This window comes from Massilia rubra (assembly GCF_011682065.1).
GTDB lineage: Bacteria > Pseudomonadota > Gammaproteobacteria > Burkholderiales > Burkholderiaceae_D > Telluria_A > Telluria_A rubra.
Genome location: NZ_VUYU01000038.1, coordinates 15,185 through 30,308, shown reverse-complemented (window position 1 = coordinate 30,308; position 15,124 = coordinate 15,185). Strand labels below are relative to the sequence as shown.

Here is a 15,124-nt window from a genome sequence, read left to right as displayed (position 1 = left end):
CGCTTATGGTCCGCCCACTTGCGCGCCCAGTTCGCGCGCGCGCGTGGCCGCCGCGTCGCGGTCGAAATTGACGGCGCCGCGCGGCGCCAGCTCCAGCGCGCGCTGGTAGTACGTCAATGCCAGCTTGCCCTGGTTCAGGCGGTCCAGGCCAATGGCCAGGTTGAAGGCGTAGTCGGCGTTGTTCGGGTTGGCCGAATAGGCGCGGAAGTAGTGCTGCTGGGCTTCCGGCCAGCGGCCCTGGCGCGCGTACAGGTTGCCCAGCGCGAACAGCAAGGGGCCGGATTCGGGATTGCGCTCGGCCATGCGGCGCAGGCGCCCTTCGGACTGGCCGGGGTCGCCCTGGCGCACGCTGGACAGGCCGGCCAGCGCGTCGTTGTCGTTCGGATCGAGCTCGAGCAGGCGCGCGTAGATGCCGGCGGCTTGCTCGGCCTGGTTGTCGCGCGCGGCGAGCGCGGCCATGCCGAGCAGGGCGTCGCGGTTGTTCGGGTCTTGCCGCAGCACCGACTGGTAGCTCTGGCGCGCGGCCGGCAGGTCGCCGTTGTTGTAGGCCGTAAAGCCGTTCTGGAGCGAGGGGTTCACTTGCTCCGGCTTGGCGACCCGGGCCACGCGGATGCCGCTCGTATCGGCCGCCGCCACGGTGCGGGCACTGGCGCTGTTTGGCACGGGCGCGGGTGCGGCCGCTTGCGGCGGCGCCTGCTGTTGCAGCTGCGCCAGGCGCATCGCTTCATCCGGCGGCATCTGCTCGCGCGAGGAGGGCGCCGGCGTTGACGGCGCATACGCCTGGACCGGCTGCGACGCCGGCGCTTCCATGCCGGCTTGGGCGGCAACCACTTGCACCCCGGCCACGCCGGCGTCGGGAGCGCTTGCCAGCGGCTGGTTCTGGCCCGGCATCGGCACCATCGGCAAGCCGCGGCTGGAACCGGGGCCGTACACGGCGTGCCAGTAGATATAGCCGAACACGGCGGCTATCAGCACGGCGATGCTGCCGAGCACGGCGATGCGGATGGTGCGCGCGTCGATGCGCGCCGCCATGGCGCGCTTCTGGGCCTTGACCCGGGGCGGCGCTGGCGGCGGGGCGTTGCGCGAGCGGCGCGGCGGTTCGGCCTGCGGATCGGGCGTGGCCATGCGCGGCGCCTCGGGGGCGAAGTCGATGGCCGGCCCGGTGCGCGCGCCAGCCGGCGCGGCAGCCGACGCGCTAGCCGAAGCTTCGGCCGGCGCGGCGTCCAGCGGCGACAGGGTCAGCGGCTCGGCGGCCCTGGCGTCCTCCTGCGGTGAGAGCGCCAGCACCTCGTCGTAGGCTTCGGAGGGCTTGGCCAGTTCCTCGTCCGGCACATGGTTTTGCTTGGCGCGCTCGGCTTTCTTGAGCGCCTGCATCAACAGGCTCATGTCAGTTCACCTTTACGCGCACGGGTTCGGAGTACGGCTCGGCGTATGGCGCCGAAGCTGCGCCGGTGCTGTCCGGCAGCAGGTAACGGTAATCCTTGTAGTCGCCATTCACGCTGGCGTTCTTGACCACCACCGGACGGATGAAGATCACCAGTTCGGTCTTGCTGACTTTTTCGTTACGGTACGAGAACAGGTTGCCGAAGATCGGCACCTGGCCCGCGCCCGGCACGGCGTCCTTGGCGTTGTCGACCGAGTCCTGCATCAGCCCGCCCAGCACGGAAATATCGCCGCTGTAGACCTTGAGGATGGATTCGATTTCGCGCGCCTGGATCACCGGCACCCGGCTGGTCACTTTTTCGGCGGCCAGGGCCGGATTCGGGTCTTGCACGTAGTCGACGATGCGGGTGATGGTCGGGCGCACGTTGAGCGTGACTTCGTCGTTGTCGGCAATCTGCGGCGTGACGCTCATGACAAAGCCGACCGGCACCGTCTCGAGCCGCGATTCGTAGGTGGCCGGGGTGGTGACGTTGCCGTTCACGCCGATCACGGCGGGCGTGACCTTGATGGTGAAGAAGACGTTGTTGTCGACCACCTTCAGCATCGCGGTCTGGTTGTTCAGCACGCTGATCTTGGGGCTGGACAACACCTTGACCTTGCCGAACGATTCGAGCAACTGGATCGCGGCGGTGATGTTGCCCAGCGCCGAGGTCGGATTGACGTAATTGAGGGCGAAGATGCCGGGCGTGGCGCCCACCACCACGTTCGACGATAGCGGCGCGGTGCCGACCTGTCTTTGCGTCAGCGACAGGCCGCCCGAGACGCCGTCGCGCACGCGGCTCCAGTTGATGCCTTGCTGATACTGGTCGGACAGGCGCACTTCGATGATGGTCGCTTCGATCAGCACCTGGCGCTTGGCGCTGCCGAGCACGATGTCGAGGAATTGCTGGATTTTTTCGTGCTGGCGGCCGCTGGCGCGCACGGCCAGTAAACCCGCTTCGGCGTTGACGATCACCGAGGGCGCGTTGCGCTGGCGCTCGCCCGATGAGGCGTTGAAGGCGGCCAGCACGTTGTCGGGCACGGGCACGGGCTGGGTCGCCTGCGCTGGTTGATTGGGCGCGACCGGGGCCGCGCCTGGCGCCGCCTGCACCGCTGCCGGCGGCGCCGACGAGATCGTGCTCGGCGCGTCGCCCAGCGTCGTTTCGCGCAGCATGTCGCGGATATTCTTTTCCAGGCTGCCCCAGAAGTTGTTTTCCGAGCGGTTGGTGACCGAGGTGGTTGAATTGTTATTGCCCGACCCGGTATTGCCCGCCGCCGCGCCGCCGCTGGTGGAGCCGTTGGCGTTGGTCAGGGTCGGGGAACTCGACCCGCCGCCGGCGGTCGAAATCTGGGTGGCGATGTTGACGCTGCTATTGGTGCTGCGCGCCATGTTCACATAATCGACCTTGTAATTACGCCACACCGGCGTGTCCGGCAGCACGGTCAGGGTGGCGCCGTCGATCTCGTAGCGCATGTCGACCTGGCGCGCGATGCGGGTCAGCAATTGCGGCAGGGTCTGGTCGAGCGCGTTCAGGGTGACCGTGCCTTCAATGCCGGGGTGGATGTCCACGTTCAGGCGGGCGTCGCGCGCCAGCGCGAACAGCAGCGACTGCACCGGCACCTTGTGCACCGTCACGCTGTAGGTCTCGACCTTGGGCGTGGCTTTGGGCGGCGGCAGCGGCGCACTGTGCAGCACCGGATCGGGAATGCGGCCGGCGGCGCGCGGCGTTTCCGTCACATGCGAGGGCGAACCGGTCATGGTGGGCGTGGCGCACGCGCTCAAGACGACGCAGGCAATGGCGCTGCCGGCAGTGCTCAGCGGAAAAACAGGTTTTTTCAGGGTCATTGGTGCGCTCTTGAGTGCCAAGGCACAATAATGGCGGAAAAGTAAGCCTGGGGCAATTGCCGCACGTCTAATGGAAGAAGATGCTGCGCGAAACAAGCCACGCCAGCAACGATAGCGTGGTCATGCCGACAACGGCCATTGCCAGCGTCTTGCCGGCGGCCCTGCGTGGGCTGGCAAAGGCGCAGTCGGCGATTGCCGCCCTGGCGTGGCGCGCTTCGACCCGGCCGGACTCGTCGATGTAGGCCGCCATCAGGGCTTTGTCGGCCAGGATGTTGATGCGGCGCACGATCCCTTGCGACACGCGCGCGATGTGCCTGGTGGCGGCGGCGCTGAACACGGCCGGGCCGTTGTAGCCGGCCGCATGCAGGCGGAATGCCAGGAAGTCGGGAATCACATCGGGCGGCATGGCCGGCACCACGAAGTTGTGGGTGATGCGCTCCTTGAACTGGCGCATGCTGGCCAGGTTCAGGTGCGCGTCGAGCTCGGGTTGTCCGAACAGCACGATCTGCAGCAGCTTGTGGCGCGCCGTTTCCAGGTTAGAGAACAGGCGCACTTCTTCCAGCGTTTCCAGGGGCATGGCCTGGGCTTCCTCGACCAGCAGCACCACCTGCTTGCCGGCGCTGTGGCGGGCGATCAGGTCCGCTTGCAGCATGCGCGTGACTTCATCGATGCGCTTGCCGCTCACATCGAGTTCGAGTTCGCCGGCGATGGCGTAGGCGACTTCGGTGTTTTTCAGGGTCGGGTTGGCCAGGTAGATCACGTCTATGTGCTTCGGCAACTGGTTTTCCAGCATGCGGCACAGCATGGTTTTGCCGCTGCCTACTTCACCGGTCACCTTGACAATGCCTTCGCCGTGCTCGACCGCGTAGAGCAGGGCGTCGAGGATCTCGCCGCGCGTGTTGCCCGCGTAGAAGAAGGCCGGGTTGGGCGTGATGCCGAAGGGCGACTGGTGCAGGCCGAAATGTTGGTGATACATAAGTTGTTGATTCCGGGGATTCAGTGCACGCATGCGAGGAAGGCCTGTTCCAGCGTGGCCGCATCGTAGGCGGCGCGGCAGGCCGCCGGGGTGCCGATGAAGCGCAGCCGGCCGCCGTGCAGGATGGCCATGCGGTCGCACAGTTCCTCGATGTCGGCCAGCGCGTGCGAGCTGAAAAACACGGTGGCGCCCTGGGCGCGCGCGTGTTGCAGGCGCTCTTTCAGGCGGGCGCGCGCCTTGGGATCGAGGCCGCTCATGGGTTCGTCGAGCACGTAGGCTTGTTTGTTGGCCAGGAAGCAGGCGGCCAGGCCGAGCTTTTGGGTCATGCCTTTCGATTGCTTGCGTGCGGGCATGGCGAGGGCCGCGTGGTCGAGGTCCAGGGCGTCAAGCATGGCGTGGGCCTCGGCGCTGTCGTAGCGGTTGCCGTGCAGTTTGGCCATGTAGGCGAGGAATTCGGCGCCGCTGAGGTAATAGGGCGGCATGAAGCGTTCGGGCAGGAAGGCCAGCGGGCGGCGCGCGCCGGGTTCGCGGTGGCTGCGGCCAAAGATGTCGATGCTGCCGCTGTCGACGCGCACGAAATCGAACAGGCATTTGAGCAGGCTGGTTTTTCCGGCGCCGTTGACGCCGACCAGGCCCACGCATTCGCCGGGCGCGATGTCGAGGTCGATACCTTCCAGCACCGGCGTGCCGGCGTAGCGTTTGACTAGCTGGCGAAAGCGCAGCGCGGGTGTGCTCATGTTGGCAATGTTGGCGAGTTTGGCAAGGTTGAGCAGGGGATGAGGCTCCGACTGTAGCCTATTCAGTATCGCTTGCACAATGCTTGCACGTTAGTACGACACAAAATCATTGCGATTGTAAAAAACGAGTGTTTCTGGAATAGAATAGTTCGACGGTCTTGCGCGCGCGAATGCAAATGCCGCTAACTCTAAAACCGTCATTCCCGCGCAGGCGGGAATCCAAGGCATCTTCGCTTAGCGAGCAGCGCTTGGATTCCCGCCTGCGCGGGAATGACGGCGCTAAGTGCGGTGGGCGTCAGGCGCAGCCGCCGTCTTATTCTCTCGACAAGCATTCAACAAGGGTCTTCATGGCACGGCCAGAAAAAGTCCGCCTCGGCGAAATCCTCGTCCAGCAAAAGCTGTTATCCGAAGAGCAATTGGGTGCGGCGTTGCAAGACCAAAAGCGCACCGGCCGCAAACTCGGCCGCGTGTTCATCGAAAACGGTTTCGTCACCGAGGAACAGATCTCGGGCGCGCTCGCCAAGCAGCTCGATATTCCCTACATTAACCTCAAGTTCTACAACACCAATCCGGACATCGTGCGCCAGTTGCCGGAAACCCAGGCCCGGCGCTTCCGCGCCATCGCCCTGGAAGACCGCCGCGGCGTCCTGCTGATCGGCATGTCCGACCCGACCGACCTGTTCGCCTACGACGAGATCGCGCGCCTGGTCAAACGCAATATCGAACTGGCCGTGGTCAACGAGACCGAAGTGCTGGCCGCGATCGACCGCATCTACCGCCGCACCGACGAGATCACCGACTTCGCGCGCGAACTCGAACAGGACCTGGGCGACACCTTCGTCGACTTCGGCACCCTGGCCGCCAATCCGGGCCTGGAAGAAGCGCCCATCGTCAAGCTGCTGCAATCGGTGTTCGACGACGCCACCCAGGTGCGCGCCTCGGATATCCACATCGAACCGCAGGAAACGCGGCTGCAAATCCGTTTCCGCATCGACGGCGTGCTGCACCTGCAAACCGAGGCCGATATCAAGATCGCCACGCCGCTGGCGCTGCGCCTGAAACTCATGTCCGACCTCGACATTTCCGAAAAGCGCTTGCCGCAGGATGGCCGCTTCGCCGTCAAGGTCAAGCAGCAGCGCATCGACGTGCGGATTTCGACCATGCCGACCCAGTACGGCGAATCGGTGGTCATGCGGCTCTTGAACCAGGGCGGCACCACCCTGCGCCTGGACGCGATCGGCATGCCGGCGCGCCTGGTGGAAAAATTCCGCGCCATCGTGCAGCGCCCCAACGGCCTGGTGCTGGTCACCGGCCCGACCGGTAGCGGCAAGACCACCACCCTGTACAGCGCCTTGTCGGAACTCAATTCCGTCGAGAAAAAGCTGATCACGGTCGAAGATCCGGTCGAGTACCGCTTGCCCGGCATTAACCAGGTGCAGGTCAACGACAAGATCGAGCTCACGTTCGCGCGCGTGCTGCGCTCGGCGCTGCGCCAGGATCCCGACATCGTCCTGGTGGGCGAGATGCGCGACCAGGAAACTGCCCAGATCGGCCTGCGCGCCGCGATGACGGGTCACCTGGTGCTCTCGACCCTGCACACCAACGACGCCGCCAGCACCCCGCTGCGCCTGATGGACATGGGCGTGCCGCGCTACATGGTGGGCAGTTCCCTGCAAGCGGTGCTGGCGCAGCGCCTGGTGCGGGTGATCTGCGAAAGTTGCAGCACCACCTATCAAACCACGCCGACCGAGCGCCAATGGCTGCGCGCCGAACTGCGCGAGCTGGCCGAGACCACCCAGTTCTATCACGGCAAAGGTTGCTCGCATTGCAACGGCATGGGCTACCGCGGCCGGACCGGCGTGTACGAACTGCTGGAAATGACGTCCGCCGTGGTGGACGCCGCCAACCATCCCGACCCGGCCCACTTCCTCAAGGCCGCGCACGCCGAAATGCAGGGCGAAACCTTGCGCCGCCACGCTGTGCAACTGGCGGTCCAGGGCCGCACCACGGTGTCCGAAGCGATGCGCATCAGTAATCAGATCGAGGAATAAACCGTGCCGTTTTTCGCCTACAAGGGACGTAATGCCAAAGGCGAGCTGATGCAAGGCGTGCTGGAAGGCGCCGACAGCGGGGCCGTGGCCGACCAGTTGTTCGGCAACGGCGTCACCCCGCTCGATATCACCCAGACCAGCCGCGCGGTCACGACCGGCGTCGAGGAAGGCTTTTTCGAGCGCCTGTTCGAGAAAAAAGTCACCTCGATGGACGTCCAGTTGTTCAGCCGTCAACTCTACACCCTGCTCAAGTCGGGCGTGCCGATCATGCGCGGCCTGGCCGGGTTGCAGGAATCGGCCATCAGCAAGTCGTTCGGCAAGGTCATCAAGGACTTGCGCGAGTCGCTCGACTCCGGGCGCGAACTGTCGGCCGCGATGCGCCGCCATCCGACCGTGTTTTCGAACTTTTACCTGTCGATGGTGCGCGTGGGCGAGATGACCGGGCGCCTGGAAGACGTGTTCCTGCGCCTGTTCGACCATCTGGAATTCGACCGCGACATGCGCGAACGGGTCAAGACCGCCACCCGCTACCCGACCTTTGTCATGATCGCGATGCTGCTGGCGATGATCGTGGTGAACATTTTCGTCATTCCTCAGTTCGTGAAGGTGTTCGAAAGCTTCAATTCGCAACTGCCGCTGATGACCCGCATCCTGATCGGCAGCTCGAACTTCATGGTGCGTTTCTGGCCGGCGCTGCTGGTGGGCTCGCTGATGGGTTTCTTCGGCTGGCGCACGTATATCAACTCGGTGGAAGGGCGCATGTGGTGGGACCGGGTGCGCCTGCGCCTCCCGATCGCCGGCAAGATCATCCTGAAAGGCACCATGGCGCGCTTTGCGCGCAGTTTCGCGCTGTCGATGAAGAGCGGGGTGCCGATGGTGCAGGCGCTCACGGTGGTCTCGCAAACGGTCGACAACGCCTACTTGTCCTCGCGCGTGGAATCGATGCGCGATGGCGTCGAACGCGGCGAGAGCATCTTGCGCACGGCGGTGGCGGCCGGGGTATTTACGCCGATCGTGCTGCAGATGATCGCCGTGGGCGAAGAAACCGGCTCGCTCGACGACCTGATGGATGAAATCGGTCAAATGTACGAGCGCGAGGTCGATTACGAACTGAAAACCTTGTCGGCCCAGATCGAGCCGATCATGATCGTGTTCCTGGGGGCGATGGTGCTGGTGCTGGCGCTCGGCATTTTCTTGCCGATCTGGGACCTGGGCAAAGCCGCTTTGCATAAATGAGACAGATTGCCACCCCATCAACGTTGTCAGGTGCGCGTGGCTTTTCGCTGCTGGAACTGGCGGTGTGCGCGGTGGTGGTGGCGATACTCACGGGGGTGCTTTTACAACGCTTGCTGGACTACCGCGAACGGGCCGAACTGGCCGCCGTCGAGCAGCTCGCCGGGGTGCTGCGCACCGCGCTGGTGTTGAAGGTCGGCCAGTTGCAGGTGCGTGGCAAAGAGGCGGAAATCGCCTCGCTCGCCGGGAAAAACCCGATCGACTTGCTCGCCGAAAAACCGCGCAATTATGCCGGCGAATACTTCACGCCCACCCCGGAGCAGGTCGCTCCCGGCAACTGGTATTTCGACCGCAAGACGAAAACGCTGGTGTACTTGATAAGCAGGGAAAAGAAATTTCCACAAGGCACCGCGAAACGCATAAGTTTCAAGGTAGAATTATCTCGCTTGCCCACAATCCCCGCCAAGCAGAGTGGTACGCCAGAAGCACGGACCGTTGCCCTTACTCAAGTTAATAGATAAACCGCCGTTAAAGAATACGGTACTCGTGTTTCTGTTACGCACCTCATTGTTCACTGCTTAAAACGAATTGGAGATTCACATGAAAATGCAATCCATCGGTAAGTTCCGCCACGCCACCCAAGCTGGTTTCACCCTGATCGAACTGATCGTCGTCATCGTCATCCTCGGCATCTTGGCGGCCACCGCCTTGCCGAAATTCGCCGATCTCGGCGGCGACGCCCGCGGCGCCACCATGAAGGCGGGCAAGGGTTCGCTGGAAGCGGTGTCGGCCATGGTGCACGGCAAGTTCCTGATCGCCCCGACGGCCACCGTGTCGCTCGAAGGCACCCAGGTGGGCGTGACCAACGGCTATCCTACCGGTAACGCCGCGCTGCTCGAAGCTGCCGGCCTGAAAGACACCGACTACGAACTCATCACCACCGCCGGCGGCGGCACCAACGCGCCGACCACCGCGGCTGGCGAAGTGGCCATCGTGCCGCTGAGCGTGAAGGGCACCGTCAAGGGCCTGAACTGCTACGTGCACTACAAACCAGCCGTTGCCGCAGTGGCGCCTGCCACCGATGCAACGCCGCCTGTGATCACCGTCAAGATCACGTCCTGCTAAGCAGTCGCCGAGCGTGACTGACCGACTGGCGCATCGCAGCATGGGTAGCGCGGCCACGGCCGCACCCCATCGCGCCAGTCCATCCTGCAACACCCCCATGAGCAAGCAGGTCCCACGCCAGCGCAGCGGCCAGCAAGGCTTTACGCTGGTCGAGCTGATCACCGTGATGGTGATCGTCGGCATCCTCGGCGCCGCCGCGGCGACCCGCTGGTTCGACCGCGCCGGGTATGACGCACCCGCCTTCACCGAGCAGGCAAAAGCCCTGATCCGCTATGGCCAGAAAGTGGCCGTGGCCCAGAACCGTTCCGTCTTCGTGCGCCTCGACGGCGCCAGCGTGGCGCTGTGCTTCGCCGACGCCGCCGCGTGTCCGGTCAACCGACGCGTGCCGGCCGCTTCCGGCAGCAACAGCGGCGAAAAAACCACCCTGAACCGCTGCGACCAGTCCGCAATCTGGGCTTGCGAAGGCACCTTGGGCGGCGTTAGCTACGTCACCAGTCCCGCCACCGCCATGTTTTCTTTCGATTCGCTGGGCCGTCCGGGCGTGGGCGGGGCCGGTTTTTCAAAAATGACCATGACGGTCAAGGCCGGCGCCAACAGCGCCAGCCTGGTGGTCGAAGCCGAGACCGGCTATGTACATTGAGCCCCCACGCCTGCATCGCCCCACGCTGGCGCGCCAGCGCGGCATCAGCTTTGTCGAACTGATCATCTTCATGGTGATCATCGGGGTCGGTCTGGCCGGCATCCTCAGCGCCATGAACCTGACCACCCGCACCAGCGCCGATCCGCTGGTGCGCAAGCAGGCGCTGATGCTGGCCGAAGGCTTGATGGAAGAAGTCCAGCTGGCCCGCTTCACCTTTTGCGACGCGACCGACGCCAGGGTCGAGGAGGCCAAGGCGCCGGCCCTGGGCGGCGAGAACTGCGCCAGCCTGGTCGAGAACGTCGGCAACGAGGCCGGCGCCACGCGTCCCTTCGACAACGTCAACGATTACGTGGCCGCCTACGGCGCCCCGAGCGCCGCCTTCCTCAATGCGGGCAGGCTGAGCGACGCCGCCGGCCAGGAAATCGCCTTGCCCGGCTATACGGTCATGCTGACCGTCACGCCCACCGGCGCCCTCGGCCCGGTGGGGCGGCAAGTGCCGCAGACCGAAGCGCTGGCGATCCGCATCGCCGTCTATTTCAACAACGTGGAAAGCGTGGTGCTGGAAGGCTACCGCGTGCGCTACGCACCGAATGCGCCGCCATGAGCGCGCGCGCCCGCCAGCACGGCTTTACCCTGATCGAAGCGATCGTGGTGATCGTCATCACCGGCATCCTGGGCGCCATCGTCGCCACCTTCCTGCGCCTGCCGGTGCAAAATTATGTCGACAGCGCCGGGCGCGCCGAACTGGCCGACACGGCCGATACGGCGGTGCGGCGCATGGTGCGCGAAATCCGCCTGGCCCTGCCGAACACGGTGCGGGTGTCGGGCAACGCCATCGAATTCGTGCCGACCAAGACCGGCGGGCGCTACCTGGCGGCCGAAGATACGCTGGTGCCGGCCAACAATCCGGCCGGCGACCACCTGAACTTCGTCGACCCGGCCGACCTGACTTTCCGCGTGCTCGGGCCGCTGCAGGAAGGCCCCCAGCAAATCGCCGCCGGCGACCTGGTGGTGGTCAACAACCTGATGATCAGCGGCGACGCCGCCAACGTATACGCGGCCGTGCCCACCAACCGCGCCGAAGTGGCGGCGGTCGACGCCGCCAGCAAGGTGATCACGCTCAAGGCCAATCCCTTCGCCGTCCAGAACCCGCCGATGGCCCATCCGATGCACCGCTTCCAGGTGACCGGCCAGCCGGTCACCTACAGTTGCGCCAACGGCGTGCTGGTGCGCCATGCCAACTACGGTTTCAATGCGACCCAGAACAGCTATCCGAGCGCCGCGCCGGCGCTGCTGGCGGCCAATGTCGCGTCCTGCGAATTCAATTACACCCTGATCGGCAACACGCGCGCGGCGCTGGTGCGGCTGAGCTTGACCTTGCGCCGGCCGGACGGGCGCGATGGACCGATCAGCATGACGCAGCAAGTCCACGTGGACAATAATCCATGATCGCCCGCCCGACCTTGCGCCATATGCGCGGCGTGAGCCTGGTCACCGCCATCTTCCTGCTGGTGGTGCTATCCGGCCTGGCGGTGGCGATGGTGACCCTGTCCACCACCGCGCACACCAGTTCCATGCTGGACGTGCAGGGCACGCGCGCCTACCTGGCCGCGCGCGCCGGCACCGAGTGGGGCGTGTACCAGGTCACGCGCGCGAAAGGGGCGTGCACCACCGCGGCCTCGGGCGAGGCCAGCATCAGCACCTTCGCGCTGCCGGGCGACGGCGGCCTGGCGCGCATGACGGTGACGGTGGTGTGCCTGCGCACCATCGACAGCGCGACCCAGCAAGCCCGCTATACCGTGCGCAGCACCGCCTGCAACAGTCCGGGCGCAAGCGGCTGTCCGAATTTCGGCAACAGCGTCGATTACGTGCAGCGCGTGGTGCACGTCGAATTCAGCGCGTCGACGGAGGAACCATGACGCCGCGTTTTCCATCATCGTGGAACGCCGCGCTGGGCGCCCTGTGCGCGGCCGGCCTGCTGCTGGCGAGCCTGCCGGCGCGCGCCGATACGCCGATTTCGCTGTTCAAGAGTTACGCCGGACGCTTGAACTTTACCGGCGTCCAGAAGACCATGCGCACTGGCTCGAACGGCAACAATCCGTGCGCCATCAATACCGGCACGCTGAGCGCCACCCTGGCCGGCATTCCATCGACCGCCAAGATCGTCAGCGCCCACCTGTACTGGGCCGGTTCGGGCTCCACCCCCGACTACACGGTGCTGATGGACGGCGCCTCGGTCAGCGCGGCGAGCAACCGGCGCTTTACCACCGCCACCATCGGCTACAACTATTTTTCGGGCGCGGCCGACGTCACCGCCCAGGTCACGGCCAAGCGCAACGCCACGTATACCTTCGGCGGCCTGTCGATCGACAACGGCAGCACCTATTGCGGGGTGGAGGGCGTGCTGGGCGGGTTTTCGCTGCTGGCGATCTACTCCGTGCCAGCGCCCGGAGAAACGTTTCGTGTGCTTAATCTGTACGAGGGTTTCCAGTACATCCGCACCTACGGCGCCGACAACATCAAAGTCAACCTGAACCTGAGCAACTTCAAGACGCCATCGCCGCTCGGCACGGCCACCGGGCGCATCGCCCACGTGACCTGGGAGGGCGACACCACGCTCTCGGGCGGCGGCGAAAACCTCAAGTTCAACGGCGCCGAGATGGTCGATTCGGCCAATCCGTCCGGCAACCAGTTCAATTCGACCAGCAATATCGGCGCCTCCGTCGACAACGCTTCCTACGGCATCGACTTCGATTCCTACGTGCTGGCCAGCCCCAAGCTGTTCGCCGGCCAGACCACCGCCAACATGCTGTACGAGTCGGGCCAGGACATGGTCTTGCTCAACGCCGAAATCGTCTCGGTGCCGAACGTCGACGTGGCCGACCTGTCGCTGGCGATCACGTCCAGCGGCACGCCGGCGCGCGGCAGCGTCATGAACCTGATCCACGCGGTGAGCAACAACGGCCCCTTGCCGGACGCCGGCCCGATCACCGTCAAGCACACCTTGCCGACCGGGCTAGATTTCATCTCGGCCGGCGGCACCGACTGGACCTGCTCGCGCTCGGGCCAGGTGGTCACCTGCGTCTCGCCCGAGCAGCTGGCGGTGGGCGAGGTGGCGCCGGCCCTGACCATCAGCACCCGGATCGCCTTGACCGCGCCGGGCAGCATGACCGCCAACGCCAGCGTCGGCGGCTTGCAGTTCGATAACGACCTGGCCAACAACAGCGCCAGCAAGACCATCAGCTTTTCCAGCGCCAGGTATGTGTTTACCGACGGACCGTGCCGGACCGGCATCACGCCCGGCAGCGTCGGCCAGTGCAATTACCTGAGCATGCCGACCCAGCAGGCCGCGGTGAACGGCACGGTGTACATCACGGCGATCGACAACACCGCGCTCGACCTCAATTTCAAGACCGTGGTGCCGCCCACCACCACGCCGACCCTGCAGTTTTCGATGAAGTGCGTCAACCCGACCACGGGCGCCGGCGGCGTCGCCAAGCTCAAGAACATTGCCCTGAAAGCGTGCATCGGGGCGTCCGCGCCGCAAAGCGCGACCCAGTGGCAAGCCATTGCGCTGACCTTCGATCCGAATTCGGCCACCTCGCTGCCGGTGTCGTTCGTGTACTCGGACGTCGGCCAGGTCGAACTGCTGATGGCCGAGACCGCCTCGGCGCTGGCGCAGGTGAGCACCAGCGGCCAGTTCGTCGTGCGGCCGTACAAATTCGCCTTGAGCACGCCGCTGGCCAATCCGGCCGGCCTGGTCGAGCAGACCAAGATGACGGCCGATATCGGCCGCTTCTGGAAGGCCGGCGCCGGCTTCACCCTCGATGTGATCGCGCAAAACTTCGACGGCCTTCCGACCCCCAATTTTGGCAGGGAAACCACGCCGCAGATGGTCGACCTGATCACCACGGTCGCCATCGATTCGCAAAACTTCGCCGAGCCGGGCGACCCCACCTCGGAAACGCTGGCGTTCGCCGACATGGAGGTTTTCAACGGCGATCCGTTTCCCCAGGTGGAAGGGGAGTTTGCGCCGTTCAGCGGCGGGACCGCCACCGGCGCCAACTTTACCTTCGCCGACGCCGGCATCGTCAATGTGCGCGCGCACATGCAAGGTTCGGCCTATCTCGATACAGCCGACGTCACCAGCAACGGTATCGCGCTGGGCCGCTTTTACCCGAGCTACTTCCAGACCGAAGTGCCGATCATCATGTATTGCGCCGCGCCGCATCCGCTCGCCTGCAACAATATTGGCTTGCATTATTCGAAGCAACCGATCCAGACCGTCGTGCGCGCTTTTAATGCCGTCGGACAAATCACCAAGTTCTACCAGGGCAAGTTCGTCAAGTCGCCCAAGCTGCTGCCGTTCACCACGATGGGCGGTGGGGCCCAGGCCACCAAGGGCACGCTCACGCCCAGTGCGATCACCGATGCGCAGACGGTATTCATCCAGGGCGTGGCCACCACCTGGCCGAGCTACGACTATGCCGCCATCACCTACGAGCCGCTCGACATCTACCTGCGCGCCAGCGACGCCGACCTGGTCACCTCGGGCCGCGCGGGCTTGTCGGTCGAGGGCGGCACGAAAATCGTGCGCGGCCGGATGCTGGTCGAAAACGCCTTCGGTTCGGAACTGCTGCCGCTGGCGGTGACCATGCGCGCCCAATACTGGACCGGCACCACCGCCACCAATGGCCGCTGGGTCGGCAGCGCCAGCGACGCCATCAGCATCCCGCCGCCACCGGAAGCCGGCTCCGGCCAGGTGACCTTGCCGCACAGCGTCGCCGGCGCCCAATTGCGGCTCAGTTACACCCAATGCAAGGGCAATATGACGAGCTGTAATGGCCTCGCGCCCTTTCCGGACCCCAAGGCCACGCTCGGCACGGCGTACATGAAGGAGGGCGTGCTCAAGTTCAAGCTGGCGCCGACCGGCAAGACCGGCAGCGTCGACGCCGCCCTCAACCTGCCCGCGTGGCTGCCGTCCACGCCCGGCAGGCTCACCTTCGGCGTGTACAAAACCACGCCGCTGATCTACATCCGCGAGATTTTCTGATGGGCGCGCCGGGGGAACAGCTAAGGAACATTCCATACTGC

General features: G+C 65.1%; 13 protein-coding genes. 9 read left to right on the top strand and 4 right to left on the bottom strand.

Annotated elements, in window-relative coordinates; all coding sequences use genetic code 11:
* Positions 1-3: 3 nt before the first annotated feature.
* From F0185_RS31395 to F0185_RS31380, 4 genes are all read right to left on the bottom strand, one after another.
* Positions 4-1,386 carry a tetratricopeptide repeat protein gene (locus tag F0185_RS31395; protein ID WP_167232211.1) on the bottom strand — a complete coding sequence of 461 codons (1,383 nt, stop codon included), beginning with the start codon at positions 1,384-1,386 and terminating at the stop codon, positions 4-6.
* Position 1,387: 1 nt separating this feature from the next.
* Positions 1,388-3,268, bottom strand: a complete 1,881-nt coding sequence (gene mshL / locus F0185_RS31390; protein WP_167232209.1) for a pilus (MSHA type) biogenesis protein MshL — start codon at positions 3,266-3,268, stop codon at positions 1,388-1,390.
* A 67-nt stretch (positions 3,269-3,335) separates the two neighbouring features.
* Positions 3,336-4,244, bottom strand: a complete 909-nt coding sequence (locus tag F0185_RS31385; RefSeq protein WP_167232207.1) for an ExeA family protein — start codon at positions 4,242-4,244, stop codon at positions 3,336-3,338.
* A 20-nt stretch (positions 4,245-4,264) separates the two neighbouring features.
* The gene (locus tag F0185_RS31380; RefSeq protein ID WP_167232205.1) at positions 4,265-4,981 is read right to left on the bottom strand and encodes an ABC transporter ATP-binding protein; all 717 of its coding nucleotides are present in this window, start codon (positions 4,979-4,981) and stop codon (positions 4,265-4,267) included.
* A gap of 347 nt (positions 4,982-5,328) precedes the next feature.
* Here F0185_RS31380 and F0185_RS31375 point away from each other — a divergent pair, with 347 nt between their 5' ends.
* The 9 genes from F0185_RS31375 (at position 5,329) to F0185_RS31335 (ending at position 15,083) form a co-directional block, all read left to right on the top strand.
* Positions 5,329-7,032 (top strand): GspE/PulE family protein, encoded by a 1,704-nt coding sequence (locus F0185_RS31375; RefSeq protein ID WP_167232203.1) that lies wholly within the window; start codon positions 5,329-5,331, stop codon positions 7,030-7,032.
* A gap of 3 nt (positions 7,033-7,035) precedes the next feature.
* Positions 7,036-8,268 carry a type II secretion system F family protein gene (locus F0185_RS31370; protein WP_167232201.1) on the top strand — a complete coding sequence of 411 codons (1,233 nt, stop codon included), beginning with the start codon at positions 7,036-7,038 and terminating at the stop codon, positions 8,266-8,268.
* On the top strand, positions 8,265-8,786 hold the full coding sequence (locus F0185_RS31365; protein ID WP_167232199.1) for a type II secretion system protein: 522 nt from the start codon (positions 8,265-8,267) through the stop codon (positions 8,784-8,786). The genes F0185_RS31370 and F0185_RS31365 overlap by 4 nt, the downstream gene beginning before the upstream one ends.
* A gap of 79 nt (positions 8,787-8,865) precedes the next feature.
* Positions 8,866-9,390, top strand: a complete 525-nt coding sequence (locus tag F0185_RS35370; protein WP_308624904.1) for a type II secretion system protein — start codon at positions 8,866-8,868, stop codon at positions 9,388-9,390.
* A 97-nt stretch (positions 9,391-9,487) separates the two neighbouring features.
* Positions 9,488-10,030, top strand: coding sequence for a pilus assembly FimT family protein (locus F0185_RS31355; protein WP_167232197.1), 543 nt, complete (start codon positions 9,488-9,490; stop codon positions 10,028-10,030).
* Positions 10,020-10,634: a prepilin-type N-terminal cleavage/methylation domain-containing protein gene (locus tag F0185_RS31350; protein WP_167232195.1), complete on the top strand. Its 615-nt coding sequence runs from the start codon at positions 10,020-10,022 to the stop codon at positions 10,632-10,634. The genes F0185_RS31355 and F0185_RS31350 overlap by 11 nt, the downstream gene beginning before the upstream one ends.
* Positions 10,631-11,479 carry a type II secretion system protein gene (locus F0185_RS31345; RefSeq protein WP_167232193.1) on the top strand — a complete coding sequence of 283 codons (849 nt, stop codon included), beginning with the start codon at positions 10,631-10,633 and terminating at the stop codon, positions 11,477-11,479. The genes F0185_RS31350 and F0185_RS31345 overlap by 4 nt, the downstream gene beginning before the upstream one ends.
* Positions 11,476-11,949: a pilus assembly PilX N-terminal domain-containing protein gene (locus F0185_RS31340; protein ID WP_167232191.1), complete on the top strand. Its 474-nt coding sequence runs from the start codon at positions 11,476-11,478 to the stop codon at positions 11,947-11,949. The genes F0185_RS31345 and F0185_RS31340 overlap by 4 nt, the downstream gene beginning before the upstream one ends.
* Positions 11,946-15,083 (top strand): DUF11 domain-containing protein, encoded by a 3,138-nt coding sequence (locus tag F0185_RS31335; protein ID WP_167232189.1) that lies wholly within the window; start codon positions 11,946-11,948, stop codon positions 15,081-15,083. The genes F0185_RS31340 and F0185_RS31335 overlap by 4 nt, the downstream gene beginning before the upstream one ends.
* The last annotated feature ends 41 nt before the right edge of the window (positions 15,084-15,124 follow it).

What these genes read in the sequence shown, in the direction of transcription:
- F0185_RS31365 (WP_167232199.1), top strand. Translation starts at nt 8,265, where the DNA reads ATGAGACAGATTGCCACCCCATCAACGTTGTCAGGTGCGCGTGGCTTT.
- F0185_RS31380 (WP_167232205.1), bottom strand. Translation starts at nt 4,981, where the DNA reads ATGAGCACACCCGCGCTGCGCTTTCGCCAGCTAGTCAAACGCTACGCC.
- F0185_RS31340 (WP_167232191.1), top strand. Translation starts at nt 11,476, where the DNA reads ATGATCGCCCGCCCGACCTTGCGCCATATGCGCGGCGTGAGCCTGGTC.
- mshL (WP_167232209.1), bottom strand. Translation starts at nt 3,268, where the DNA reads ATGACCCTGAAAAAACCTGTTTTTCCGCTGAGCACTGCCGGCAGCGCC.
- F0185_RS31350 (WP_167232195.1), top strand. Translation starts at nt 10,020, where the DNA reads ATGTACATTGAGCCCCCACGCCTGCATCGCCCCACGCTGGCGCGCCAG.
- F0185_RS31385 (WP_167232207.1), bottom strand. Translation starts at nt 4,244, where the DNA reads ATGTATCACCAACATTTCGGCCTGCACCAGTCGCCCTTCGGCATCACG.
- F0185_RS31345 (WP_167232193.1), top strand. Translation starts at nt 10,631, where the DNA reads ATGAGCGCGCGCGCCCGCCAGCACGGCTTTACCCTGATCGAAGCGATC.
- F0185_RS35370 (WP_308624904.1), top strand. Translation starts at nt 8,866, where the DNA reads ATGAAAATGCAATCCATCGGTAAGTTCCGCCACGCCACCCAAGCTGGT.
- F0185_RS31375 (WP_167232203.1), top strand. Translation starts at nt 5,329, where the DNA reads ATGGCACGGCCAGAAAAAGTCCGCCTCGGCGAAATCCTCGTCCAGCAA.
- F0185_RS31395 (WP_167232211.1), bottom strand. Translation starts at nt 1,386, where the DNA reads ATGAGCCTGTTGATGCAGGCGCTCAAGAAAGCCGAGCGCGCCAAGCAA.
- F0185_RS31335 (WP_167232189.1), top strand. Translation starts at nt 11,946, where the DNA reads ATGACGCCGCGTTTTCCATCATCGTGGAACGCCGCGCTGGGCGCCCTG.
- F0185_RS31355 (WP_167232197.1), top strand. Translation starts at nt 9,488, where the DNA reads ATGAGCAAGCAGGTCCCACGCCAGCGCAGCGGCCAGCAAGGCTTTACG.